Annotated in this window: 9 protein-coding genes; all 9 read right to left on the bottom strand. The window is 62.3% G+C overall.

The features are described 5' to 3' along the window. Positions 1 to 56 precede the first annotated feature (56 nt). The 9 genes from QM996_RS14105 to tolB all read right to left on the bottom strand — a co-directional run bounded on the left by QM996_RS14105 (position 57) and on the right by tolB (position 12,095). Positions 57 to 1,235, bottom strand: coding sequence for a phosphoserine transaminase (locus QM996_RS14105; RefSeq protein ID WP_500268013.1), 1,179 nt, complete (start codon positions 1,233 to 1,235; stop codon positions 57 to 59). 317 nt (positions 1,236 to 1,552) lie between these two features. Next, a complete protein-coding gene (locus tag QM996_RS14110) occupies positions 1,553 to 2,386 on the bottom strand; it encodes an outer membrane protein (protein ID WP_500268014.1) in 834 nt (277 codons plus the stop codon). A 176-nt stretch (positions 2,387 to 2,562) separates the two neighbouring features. Beyond that, the gene (locus tag QM996_RS14115; RefSeq protein WP_500268015.1) at positions 2,563 to 3,387 is read right to left on the bottom strand and encodes an outer membrane protein; all 825 of its coding nucleotides are present in this window, start codon (positions 3,385 to 3,387) and stop codon (positions 2,563 to 2,565) included. 348 nt (positions 3,388 to 3,735) lie between these two features. After that, on the bottom strand, positions 3,736 to 5,088 hold the full coding sequence (gene glmM / locus QM996_RS14120) for a phosphoglucosamine mutase (RefSeq protein ID WP_500270316.1): 1,353 nt from the start codon (positions 5,086 to 5,088) through the stop codon (positions 3,736 to 3,738). 314 nt (positions 5,089 to 5,402) lie between these two features. Then, a complete protein-coding gene (ftsH, locus tag QM996_RS14125) occupies positions 5,403 to 7,346 on the bottom strand; it encodes an ATP-dependent zinc metalloprotease FtsH (protein WP_173520458.1) in 1,944 nt (647 codons plus the stop codon). Between the two features lie 101 nt (positions 7,347 to 7,447). Further along, positions 7,448 to 8,764, bottom strand: a complete 1,317-nt coding sequence (gene tilS / locus QM996_RS14130) for a tRNA lysidine(34) synthetase (RefSeq protein ID WP_500268016.1) — start codon at positions 8,762 to 8,764, stop codon at positions 7,448 to 7,450. A gap of 13 nt (positions 8,765 to 8,777) precedes the next feature. Next, positions 8,778 to 9,812 carry a tol-pal system YbgF family protein gene (gene ybgF / locus QM996_RS14135; protein ID WP_500268017.1) on the bottom strand — a complete coding sequence of 345 codons (1,035 nt, stop codon included), beginning with the start codon at positions 9,810 to 9,812 and terminating at the stop codon, positions 8,778 to 8,780. Positions 9,813 to 10,068: 256 nt separating this feature from the next. Then, positions 10,069 to 10,602 carry a peptidoglycan-associated lipoprotein Pal gene (pal, locus tag QM996_RS14140; RefSeq protein ID WP_429813436.1) on the bottom strand — a complete coding sequence of 178 codons (534 nt, stop codon included), beginning with the start codon at positions 10,600 to 10,602 and terminating at the stop codon, positions 10,069 to 10,071. Between the two features lie 182 nt (positions 10,603 to 10,784). Next, a complete protein-coding gene (gene tolB, locus QM996_RS14145; protein WP_247959756.1) occupies positions 10,785 to 12,095 on the bottom strand; it encodes a Tol-Pal system beta propeller repeat protein TolB in 1,311 nt (436 codons plus the stop codon). Positions 12,096 to 12,157 lie beyond the last annotated feature (62 nt).

Below are 12,157 nucleotides of genomic sequence, written 5' to 3' on the forward strand. Positions count from 1 at the left end.
ATCACTCAAATCAGTGTGAGATGCGGGCGAAGTTCATTTTCCTCACCCCGCTCCAATCAGGCCGCGGCCTGCGCCAGCGTTGCCTTCTGGGTCTCGAAGGCCCAAGTAAGCCACGGCATCAGCGCTTTCATGTCGGCGGCCTCGATCGTGGCGCCGGCCCATATGCGAAGACCGGACGGTGCATCGCGGTAGTGGCCGATGTCGAAGGCAACGCCTTCCTTTTCGAGGAGCGCAACCACGCCCTTGGCGAAAGCGGCCTGACCGTCGGCATCGAGCGCCAAAACGTCCTTGTCGACGATCTTCAGGCAAACCGAGGTGTTGGAGCGGGTCTCGTCCTTGACCGCCAGGTTGGCGATCCAGTCATTGGCGGCGATGAAGTCGAAGATCACCTGCGCATTGGCATCGGCGCGGGCCATCAGGCCCTTGAGCCCGCCCACCTGCTCAGCCCAGAGCAGCGCGTCGATATAGTCCTCGACGCAGAGCATCGACGGCGTGTTGATCGTCTCGCCGGAGAAGATGCCCTCGATCAGCTTGCCGCCCGAGGTCATGCGGAAGATCTTCGGCAGCGGCCAGGCCGGCACGTAGGTGAGCAGGCGCTCGACGGCGCGCGGCGACAGAATGATGACGCCATGGGCGCCCTCGCCGCCGAGGACCTTCTGCCAGGAGAAGGTGACGACGTCGAGCTTGGCGAAGTCGAGGTTCTGCGCGAAGGCGGCAGAGGTCGCGTCGCAGATCGTCAGGCCCTTGCGGTCGGCCGGAATGAAATCGGCGTTCGGCACGCGCACGCCGGAGGTCGTGCCGTTCCAGGTGAACACCACGTCGCGGTCGAAATCGACCTTGGAAAGATCGGGCAGTTCGCCGTAACCGGCTTCGAACTTGCGAACGTCGGCAAGCTTCAGCTGCTTGACCACATCGGTCACCCAGCCGGCGCCGAAGCTTTCCCAGGCAACCATATCGACGCCGCGCTGACCCAGCAGCGACCAGAGCGCCATTTCGACGGCGCCGGTATCGGAAGCGGGCACGATACCGATGCGGTAGTCGGCCGGCACTTCGAGAATGTCACGGGTAAGATCGATGGCCTGCTTCAGCTTCGTCTTGCCGATCTTGGCGCGGTGCGAACGACCGAGCGGAGCATCGGAGAGAGCGTCGAGCGTCCAACCGGGGCGCTTCGAGCAAGGACCAGAGGAGAAATGGGCATTGTTCGGACGGAGGTCCGGCTGTGCAGGCTTTGCCATGTGCTATCCTTCCAGATAGATAGCCCTTCGTTGGGGAAGGGTGTCCCGCCGTCGTCGATATTGTGGCCGGGACCGGAAGTCAAGCGCCTTTGTCGCAATCGAGAAAATTTATGGCGTCGCAGGCAACATCTGAGAAGCCTGAGCAAGGCCGGCCGATCGACTGTTAGCAGGCGGCGCCTTTCCTGCGCCGCCGTCCGCGCCGGCCTCTACAGCGCCGCGCGTCTTATCAGACGCGCAAAGGTCGCCGTAGCACTTCGATTTGCCGCATGTCTTTGTCCTTAAATCGAGGTCGATTTAAGGAGACATGCAGTAGGAGATCAGAAGGAGAAGCGCAAGCCTGCCCGGATCTCGTGGCGCGACAGCCCGTCGTCGAAGCCTTTGTCGCCGCTGGCACCAACAAGCGCCTCGGCGCCGAAGCCGAACATCTCGCCATCGGCGATATGCGAATAGCGATAACCGACATCGAGCTTCAGCTGTTCGCTGAGATCATAGGAGACGCCGGCCATCAGCGCGTAGGTGAATCGCCAGCCGTCGCGCCCCTCGTAGGAGGTCGAAGTGGGCGCGCCGACGCAAGCGCCGCCGCCGGCCACACATGTGGCGCGTTCGATTGCGCTGTCCCAGTTGAGGCGTGTCGCGCCGATGCCGCCGCCGACATAGGGCGTGAAACCCGCAAGCGTGCCGAAATCCACATAGGCGTTGGCCATCAGGCCGAGACCGGAGTAGTCGGCACCAGTCGATAACGCACAGGACGTGCCAGCCCCCTGCCCCGCGCAAGGACTTGCCGACGACGACGAACCGCTGAACCGGCCCTCGAAATATTCGGCCGTCAGGTCGGCGCGGAACGTATCGGTGAACTGGTAGCCGATGCCGAGCGAACCGGAGAACGGTTTGTCAAAACGGGCATTGTCGAAGGAGACGCTGTCATAGGTCAGCGTTCCCGCATCGAAGGTCCGGTAATAGGGGTCGCCTTCGCCGCGCCACGGCGCGTAGCCGATGTCGCCACGCAGGTAAATCGCACTGGCGCCGGCCGCTTCCTTCTCGATGGTGATCTCCGGGGCATTCAGGAGATCTTCGTCTGCCGCCAGCGCCGAACCGGAAAGGAGCAGGCCGGCACCAAAAGCGGCTCCGCAAAGCCCGTTTCGCCAATCCATGCCCATGCCCTTTCACCACTGCTATCCGTGCGGGATGGAGTCATGCCGTCGCCGCTTCGTTCAGCGTTAACTATTGCAGCGACTGGTTAACCCACGGTTAACCATGCTCGTTAGGATTGGCGACAACGAAAAAGGCCACCCGCAGGTGGCCTTGGTGCTTGCCGGATACCGTCCGATTACTTGTAGACAATCGGCGGCGGCTCGTAAGGAACTTCGCAGGTATTGCCGAAGGAGTAGCGCAGGCCGGCGCGCGCCTCGTGGATGTAGAAGCCGTCATCGAAGCCCGGACCACCACCATTGGCATAACCGAACATGTCGCCGTCATCGACCTGGCGGAAGCGATAGCCGATATCGGCCTTCAGGTTGCAGGTCAGGTCGATCGCGGTACCGGCCATGAGGGCGTAGGTGAAGCGCCAGCTGTCCTTGCCGCCATGATTGGTCGTCGGGTCGCATGCCGTGGGATCGGCGACACTGCAGCTAGTGTTGCGCAATCCGTCCCAGCTCACGCGCGTGGCACCGATACCGGCACCGACGTAGGGGGTGAAAGCGCCGTAGGTGCCGATGTCGACATAGGCGTTGGCCATCAGGCTCCAGGCTGAGACCGAGCTTATGTCACGCGACACGCAAGGACCAGCAACCGTCCCGCAGCCGCCGCTGGTCGAGCCGGCAAAGTCGCCATTGCCCCAGTAGTCGGCCGTGATGTCGGCGCGGAAGTAGTTGTTGAACTGGTAACCGACACCGCCGCCGATCACCCAGGAATCATCGATATCGGCGGAGTCGAAATCCGCGATCGAGCCGCTCGGCCCCCCCTGGTAGAAATTTGCGCCGCGCAGATGATTCCAGGCGTAACCGACGTCGCCGCGAAGGTACCAGCCGCTGGTCTGGATGACCTCGACGGGCTGCTCCGGCACCGGCTCCATAGGCGGTTGGTAGACATCCGCAGCAAAAGCTGCCGTGCCGCTGAGCAAAATAGCAACAACGCCACTCAAAATTCTCTTCATGGCCCACTCCAATACATTCCGTTGCTTGGTTCACCATGAAACCGGTGCCCAAATCCCGATGTTGGTTATGGATAATGAGGAGGAAAGGTTAAGTTCCGATTAACTACAAACGTTTACCGAGATTGTTAAGAAAGCAGCCTATTCTTACGGTTGTTATAGTGCATTACTGTCCATCGTTGAGTCCCCATAAGGTAGAGCTAAATAAACCGGCAACGCTCTCTGCTTGAAATTCCAGTGCTGGATGGCCTCGTGAGATGCCTTCGCTTTCGGCGACGGTAGCCGACAGCAGGACAAAAAAGAGGCCGATGCATCGCACCGGCCCTGGAGGGAAATCCGTCGCTGAATGCGTCAGGCAGCGTTGCGGACGCTGCCGATGACATTGACCAGCTCATCGACAATACGCTCGACCTGCCCGCGATCGTCGCCTTCCGCCATCACACGGATCAGCGGCTCGGTGCCGGAGGGCCGGATCAGCAGGCGGCCGGACTTCGCAAGCTCCGCCTCCGCATCAGCGATCGCCTGGCGTACCGCCGCATCTTCGAGCGGCTTGCCGGCAGAAATACGGACATTCTTCAGCACCTGCGGCACCGGCTCGAACCGGTGGCACACCTCGCTCACCGCCCTGCCCTGACGCTTGACGACGGCAAGGATCTGCAGCGCGGCGACGAGACCATCACCCGTCGTGCCGAAATCGGAGAGTACGATGTGGCCAGACTGTTCGCCGCCCACGTTCAGGCCGTCCTGGCGCATCTGCTCGACGACATAACGGTCGCCGACCTTCGTGCGCCGCAGATCGATGCCGCGTCCTTTCAGGTAGCGCTCGAGGCCAAGATTGGACATGACGGTCGCGGCAACGGCGTCGCCACGCAGCATGCCGTCTTCGGCCCAGCTGTCGGCGATCACAGCCATCAGCTGGTCGCCGTCAATCACCGTGCCGTTCTCATCGACGATCAGCACACGATCGGCATCGCCATCAAGCGCAATGCCGATGTCGGCGCGCACTTCGTGGACCTTTTTCGAGAGCGTCACAGGATGGGTGGAGCCGCAATCGAGATTGATGTTGAGGCCGTTCGGTTCCGTCCCGATGGTGACGACTTCCGCGCCCAGCTCCCAAAGCGCCGTCGGCGCCACCTTGTAGGCCGCACCATTGGCGCAGTCGACGGCGATGCGCAGACCCTGAAGCGTGACGTCGCGCGGCAACGTGCGCTTTGCGTGTTCCAGATAACGGTAGATGTCCCCATCGACGCGCTTCGCCCGGCCGATGTCTTCGGACTTTGCCAGTTGCCCCGAGAGGTCCTGGTCGAGTAGCGCCTCGATCTTCGCTTCGATATCGTCGGAAAGCTTGTAGCCGTCAGGACCGAAAAGCTTGATGCCGTTGTCCTGGAAGGGGTTGTGCGAGGCGGAGATCATCACGCCGATATCGGCGCGCAACGAGCGGGTGAGCATGGCGACGCCCGGCGTCGGGATCGGCCCGAGCAGGAAGACGTCGAGACCCGCAGCCGTAAAGCCCGCCACCATCGCGTTTTCGAGCATATAGCCCGAGAGACGGGTGTCCTTGCCGATCACCACCCGGTGACGGTGGGCACCGTTGCGAAAGATCGTACCGACCGCAATGCCGACCCGCATCGCCAGATCCGGTGTCATCGGAAACATGTTGGACTGGCCGCGGATACCGTCGGTGCCGAAATACTTTCGCTTCATAAGAACTCCATCGTTCTGCCGGGTCAGGGCCGGCTTGGCCAGCTCCGCCTGTCTGCGTTTTGCGCGACTGGGTTTCATTGACCGGACCTCATTCATGCTCTTGGATGCCGTCTGCTTGGCGATCGGCATTCCGTTCAAGGGCAGCCACCGCAAACACGTCATGTCTTCTTTGACATAAAAGCGCAGCAAGCGGCAGCGAGCCTAACATCAGAAATCATTACATCCCGTTACCAAATGCCAGAGGTCAAGAGGCAACGAAAAGCCGCCGTTCCACTTAAGGAGCGGCGGCTCGGATACATTTGCCGACCGTGGCGCTATTGCGGCTGCGGCTCGAATCCACCTTCGGATTCTTCGCCCTTGTTGCTCGCCGGGCCTTCCTTCTTGGAACCTGCCGAAGGAACGGCCGAGCCACGATGCGGCGGCGTGTCGTCGCCAAGGTCGCGTGCCGGCTTTTCGCCGCGGATCAGCGCCTTGATCTCGTCACCCGTCAAGGTCTCGTATTCGAGCAGGCCTTCGGCAAGCGCCACGAATTCGTGGTTCTTCTCGGTCAGGATCCTGCGCGCCGTCTCATAGGCCTCGTCGATCAGGCGACGGATCTCGTTGTCGATCTTCTGAGCGGTCGCTTCGGAAACGTTCTTCTGCTGCGCGACGGAGTGGCCAAGGAAGACTTCCTGCTGGTTCTCGCCGTAGGAAACCTGGCCGAGCTGGTCGGAGAAGCCCCATTGCGTCACCATCGCACGGGCAAGCTTCGTTGCCTGCTCGATATCCGACGATGCGCCCGATGTGATGTTCTCCTTGCCGAAGGTCAGTTCCTCGGCAACGCGTCCGCCCATCATGATGGCAAGACGCGAGACCATCCACTTGTAGCTCATCGAGTAGCGGTCGCCTTCCGGCAGCTGCATGACCATGCCAAGCGCCCGTCCACGCGGAATGATCGTCGCCTTGTGCAGCGGATCGGCCGAGGGAACGTTGAGCGCCAGGATCGCGTGTCCGGCTTCGTGATAGGCCGTCAGCTTCTTTTCGGCTTCGGTCATGGCCGAGGAGCGACGCTCCGCACCCATCATGATCTTGTCCTTGGCATCCTCGAATTCGAGCATGGTGACAAGACGCTTGTTGCGGCGGGCAGCCATCAGCGCCGCCTCGTTGACGAGGTTCATGAGATCGGCGCCGGAGAAACCGGGCGTACCGCGTGCGAGCACCTTGAGGTCGACGTTCGGCGCCAGCGGCACGTTGCGTACGTGCACCTTGAGGATGCGTTCGCGGCCGTTGATATCCGGGTTTGGCACGACGACCTGACGGTCGAAGCGGCCCGGACGCAGCAGTGCCGGATCGAGAACGTCGGGACGGTTGGTCGCCGCGATCAGAATGATGCCCTCATTGGCTTCGAAGCCGTCCATCTCGACCAGCAACTGGTTGAGCGTCTGTTCGCGCTCGTCGTTGCCGCCGCCGAGACCGGCGCCACGATGGCGGCCGACGGCGTCGATTTCGTCGATGAAGATGATGCAGGGCGCATTCTTCTTCGCCTGCTCGAACATGTCGCGCACTCGGCTGGCGCCAACGCCGACGAACATTTCGACGAAGTCGGAACCGGAGATGGTGAAGAACGGCACGTTGGCTTCGCCGGCAACGGAGCGTGCAAGCAGCGTTTTACCGGTACCGGGAGGGCCGACAAGCAGCACGCCGCGCGGGATGCGGCCGCCAAGGCGCTGGAACTTCTGCGGATCGCGCAGGAATTCGACGATTTCCTCGAGGTCCTGCTTGGCTTCGTCGACGCCGGCGACGTCGTCAAAGGTGACGCGGCCATGCGCTTCCGTCAGAAGCTTGGCCTTGGACTTGCCGAAACCCATCGCTCCACGCGAACCGCCCTGCATCTGGCGCATGAAGAACAGCCAGACGCCGAGGATCAGAAGCATCGGCAGGAGCGTACCGATGTAGCTCAGGAAGCCGGACGAGCCGTCGGTTTCCGGGCGAACCGTGACCGTCACGTCCTTGGCTTCGAGGCGCTCGGTCAGCGCCGTATCGACGGATGGCGCATAGGTCTGGAAAGTAGCGCCGCTTTCGGAATAGCTGCCGATCACTTTCGGGCCGGTGATCACGACTTCCTTGACGCGGCTCGCATCCACGTCCTTGAGGAATTGCGAGAACGGAATCTCGCGCGAGCCGGTGCGCTCCGTCGGCTGCTGGAACATGCTGAACAACGCGATCAGCAGAAGCGCTATGATTGCCCAAAGGGCAAGATTACGAAAATTAGGGTTCATCGAACTCCCCGGAACCTGTCACGACCCACGCATTTCGCCGGGTCGCTGTCTTGCTCCCTAACATAGGGTTCTGGCGACGCATTGCCAAGGCAAACCGCCGTCTACCATTCCATTTCTGTCAATAGACCGTGAACCGGTGGCGGCAGGTAAGGCTGGCGTCCGAACAATCCGGCGATCCTGTCTGCCATGATCCTGTCGAAACCCGGCAAAAAGGTGTCGTAGAGACCGATCCGCGGCTCGATTGTGACAGGTGCGACACTTTTGACGTCGTCGCGGACGATACGTGGCGCCGATAGCGACGCCCGACCGGCAACGCCCGGTGGCAGGCCTGCGGCAATAAGTCTCTGTTGTTGTGGTCCGCGACCGCCTTCCACCGTCACCAGGAGGGGACCGTCGCCATCGTTGCGGATCAGGAAGCGATCGTCCCAGATAGCAGTTTGCCCTGCCTGCAAGGTCAGGTCCTCGATGCCGCGCGCCTCCCGATAGAGATAGAGGCCGGTCGAGCGCCGGTCGAAGACGACGCGTCCCGCGGTCAGCCGGCCCGGTGTCCCCTTCTCCAGGGCATTCACCAGCCGCTCGACAGTCCCGGCCGCCGGCAGATGTGTGCGCCCTCCGAGGACGCTCGCCAGCGACAGCAGCGCCCGTTGCCAATCGATGTCCCGGCCTTGTCCGGCCATTGCAGGAGCGACTTCCGCGACCAGCCCCGCATGCACCCTTACGTGCCGCTCGAGCAGGGCGGCGGCAGCTTCCGACGATCGCGCCCGGGATCGGGCATCCCAGACGCCGCCACCGGTCGCCGGCGATGACGCCAACGAGGCTCGCGCCCGCACCCGCTCGAAGCGTGGGTTCGTATTGCTCGGATCGTCGAACCAGCCGACATTCCTGGTCTTGAGAAAGGCGCGAATGGCGCTGCGTTCGACCGTGAGGAAAGGTCTAAGCACCCAGATGCGACGGTCATAGAGCGTGGCCTCCGCCATGCCCGCGGCACCGGGTCCCTCCCCCCGCTGTGCGCGCATCAGGATCGTCTCTCGCTGATCGTCGAGCGTGTGACCGGTCACGATCGAGGATGCTTCGAAGCGTTGCGCAGCCTCCGCCAGCAACGCATAGCGCGCCTCGCGTGCCGCCGCCTGGACGCCGGTTCCGGGCTTCGGCCCGTCCCATCGTGTGATGAGATGCGGCACACCCAGGCTCTCGCAGAACGCCGCGACACCGCGCGCCTCTTCGGCCGATTCCAGTCTCAACGCATGATCGACCGTGCAGGCGGTCAGGGAAAATTCTGTGGGGTTGGTTGCCTCGATCGCTACCTTGAGAGCGAGAAGCAGTCCCTTCGAGTCACTCCCGCCGGAAACGGCCACGAGGATGCGAGCGGGTCTATCGAAGGAGGCAAGAAATTGTTTTGCCGTTTCGACAACGGCCATTGGCGGGTGGGCCTCAGCAGCCAAAGCGGCTCTGCTCGCTCGTCACCTTTGCCTTTACCGCCGGCGAAGCCTTCGGATAGCGCTTGTTGACCTCGCGCAGCGTCGCGCAGGCGGTTTCCTTGTTGTCGAGCGCACCGAGCGACATCCCGAGCTTCAGCAGCATCTCCGGCGCCTTCGGCGACTTGCCGTGGGCCTGGTGCGCGTTCAGGAAGGTCTTGGCCGCGTCGCTGTATTTGCCTTGCGAATATTGTGCCTCGCCCAGCCAGAAGCTGGCATCGGCCGCCTTGTCGCCCTGCGGAAACGCCGCCAGATAGTCGCCGAATTCCTGCTCCGCCGTGCTGTAGTCGCCGGAAAGAACATGGCCGTAAGCCGACTGGTAGAGATCGCCGGGGTTGTCGAGCGAGGCCGTCTGCTGGCTGCCCGGGTTGCCGTTGAGGCCATCATCGTCGGCGGGCAGTCCGGCACCGGCATCCACGCCCGGAGGTGTGGCGTTCGCGCCGGGTTGAGCATCGGTCGTGGCCGCAACCGGATTGCCGTTCTGGTCGAAGACGATCTGACCGAGCGTGGTCGGCGCCGCGCCGCCGGAACCCTGGCCACCACTCGGCGGGAGCCCGGAGGAAGCCATGTCATTGCCCCCGCCGGCCGGTGCCGTCGCCTGGCTATCCGTCACCCCGGGGGTGACGGACGCCTGATCGCTGGTCTTCGGCGTCTGCAACGCGCCGCTCTTCTTCGGGGAGGCCTTGCCGCTTTCCAGGTCCTGGAAGCGGAATTCGTTGTCCTCCTGGAACTTCCGGATCTGCTCCTGCATCTGCAGAAGCTGGAAGCTCATTTCCTCGATACGCCCGTTGAGCGAGCGGATCTGTTCCTCGAGCTGGCCAATCCGTGCGGTCTCGGCCGACTGCACCTTCACCACGGGCAGGTTCTTCGCACTGGCCTGGGTTTCAGTCGTTCGGGCCAGCAGCCCTGAAAGCGGCATGGCGTTCGCCGTCTGGCCCAGACCCACAAGGGTCGTCAGACCGATCAGTCCCGCCACGACAAATTTCTTCATTTCATTTGTCCTGTTCGAATACCGGTTGTCCCACCCTTGATCGGGGCCCGCAATACATCTCGCCGAGTCAACTGGGTGATTGCCGCACAGTTTTCCAATTGTCCTGAAAAAGCAACGGAGTTCGGCCAAAGTGTGGTAAAAAAGCAAAGGGCGGCTGAGAGCCGCCCTTATATTTTAGCAGTCTGTAATTTCAGGAACACGCTGTGCTCCTTGGAACACGTCATGCTACCCGACCGAGCCAGGCCCGGTCGTGAGATTACATGCCGGCGCCACCGAGAACGGTAACTGCACGACGGTTCTGCGACCAGCACGAAATGTCGTCGCAGACGGCGACCGGCTTTTCCTTGCCGTAGGAAATCGTCTTCATGCGGTTCGCCGGAACACCCTGGCTGATGAGGTAGTCGCGGGTGGAGGCCGCACGGCGAGCGCCGAGCGCAAGGTTGTATTCGCGCGTGCCGCGTTCGTCGGCATGGCCTTCGATGGTGATCGCGTAGTTCGGATACTTGGCGAGCCACTGAGCCTGACGGGCGAGCGTCTGCTGCGCGTCGGCACGGATCGAGGTGGAGTCGGTGTCGAAGAAGATGCGGTCGCCGACATTGACGGTGAAGTCCTGCTGCGAACCCGGCGTTGCAGCGCCAGCACCGCCGAGGCCGAGCTCGTTGGCGTTGTTCGGCAGGTTCTTCTTCGATGCACAGCCAGCAATAGCAAGCGTCATGACCAGGGCGATCATGACCGGGTTGCGAGCGATGGTCTGCATGCGGCCTGCGGCCGGGGTGTCAATTCGGCTCATACGCCGGTCTCCTTGGAAGTGTCTGAATTCACGGTTGCCAGACTGTAACCGGAAGCGGTTAATCGCTTTTCAACAGTTATGGTTAACAAATCGATAATTTCGGTTCGGCGCCTGCTAGACCAGCACTTTGCGGCGAGAAAGCGGCATCGTTGCCACATTTTCCCGCCGCATATTGGATCAGCCTACTCGAGCAGCGGCGACCAGGCCGGGTCGGATGCGAAGCCCTGCGTCGGGATCGCCTGCTCGTTGTAGCCGCTCAGATCGATCGAATAGAGCTGCGGACCGCCGGCACCGGCGTTCTGGCGGAAGAACATCAGCACGCGGCCATTCGGCGCCCAGGTCGGGCCTTCGTTGTGGAAGCCCGTGGTCAGGATGCGTTCGCCCGAACCGTCGGTCTTCATCACGCCGATCGAGAACTTGCCGCCCGACTGCTTGGTGAAGGCGATGAGGTCGCCACGCGGAGACCAGACCGGCGTCGAGTAGGAGCCGTCGCCGAAGGAGATGCGGCGCTGGCCGGAGCCGTCGGCGCCCATCACGTAGATCTGCTGGCGGCCGCCGCGGTCGCTTTCAAAGGCGATCTGGCTGCCGTCGGGCGAATAGGATGGAGCCGTGTCGATCGCGGCGGTGTTGGTGAGGCGCGTCGTGGTGCGCGAGCGCAGGTCCATCGTGTAGATGTTGGCGTTACCGTCCTGCTGAAGGCTCATGATGACGCGCTGGCCATCCGGCGAGAAGCGCGGCGAGAAGGTCATGCCAGGGAAGTTGCCGACGACTTCACGCTGTCCGGTTTCGAGCTGCAGCAGATAGACGCGCGGCTGCTGGTTTTCGAACGACATGTAAGTGACTTCCTGGCGGTTCGGCGAGAAGCGCGGGGTCAGAACGATGTCGTTGGAATTGGTGAGTGCCCGGGCGTTGAAGCCGTCCTGGTCCATGATCGCCAGCTGACGCTTGCGCGCCGTCTTCGGGCCGCTTTCGGCGACATAGACGACGCGGGTGTCGAAATAGCCCTTTTCACCGGTAACGCGCTCATAGATGGCATCGGCGATGATGTGGGCGACGCGGCGCCAGTTTTCCGGCTGGGTGAAGAACTGCTGGCCGGTCATCTGCTGGGCACCGAACGTATCCCACAGGCGGAACTCGGCCTTCAGCCTGCCATCGCCTTCCTGGGTCACGCGGCCGGTGACAAGCGCCTGCGCATTGATGACCTTCCAGTCCTCGAAGCGCGGCGTGGCGTCCGGATTGCTGATCTTTTCGATGAAGGCGCTCTTGTTGATCGGCGCGAACAGGCCCGACCGCTTCAGGTCGGCGGCGACCACGTCCGAGATCTTCTGACCGAGCTCGCCCTGAAGGAAGTCGGTGATCGCGATCGGCAGGGGCTCGACGTTACCCTTGTTGATGTTGATTTCGACGACGGCGTTCGCCGGCGTTGCCGCCACGAAGGCGACGAACATGCCCGCGGCCACCATCAGGGCACGGAAAAGAGAGACCTTGATCATTGAGACAAGCCTTTCAGCTTAATACGAAGGGTTTGTGCGGTGTTTTGGCTATCCGGCATGGG

Source organism: Sinorhizobium chiapasense, from assembly GCF_045277575.1.
Taxonomy (GTDB): Bacteria; Pseudomonadota; Alphaproteobacteria; order Rhizobiales; family Rhizobiaceae; genus Ensifer; species Ensifer chiapasense_A.

Coding starts and splice junctions, on each gene's coding strand:
- QM996_RS14105 (WP_500268013.1), bottom strand. CDS start 1,235: ATGGCAAAGCCTGCACAGCCGGACCTCCGTCCGAACAATGCCCATTTC.
- QM996_RS14110 (WP_500268014.1), bottom strand. CDS start 2,386: ATGGATTGGCGAAACGGGCTTTGCGGAGCCGCTTTTGGTGCCGGCCTG.
- QM996_RS14115 (WP_500268015.1), bottom strand. CDS start 3,387: ATGAAGAGAATTTTGAGTGGCGTTGTTGCTATTTTGCTCAGCGGCACG.
- glmM (WP_500270316.1), bottom strand. CDS start 5,088: ATGAAGCGAAAGTATTTCGGCACCGACGGTATCCGCGGCCAGTCCAAC.
- ftsH (WP_173520458.1), bottom strand. CDS start 7,346: ATGAACCCTAATTTTCGTAATCTTGCCCTTTGGGCAATCATAGCGCTT.
- tilS (WP_500268016.1), bottom strand. CDS start 8,764: ATGGCCGTTGTCGAAACGGCAAAACAATTTCTTGCCTCCTTCGATAGA.
- ybgF (WP_500268017.1), bottom strand. CDS start 9,812: ATGAAGAAATTTGTCGTGGCGGGACTGATCGGTCTGACGACCCTTGTG.
- pal (WP_429813436.1), bottom strand. CDS start 10,602: ATGAGCCGAATTGACACCCCGGCCGCAGGCCGCATGCAGACCATCGCT.
- tolB (WP_247959756.1), bottom strand. CDS start 12,095: ATGATCAAGGTCTCTCTTTTCCGTGCCCTGATGGTGGCCGCGGGCATG.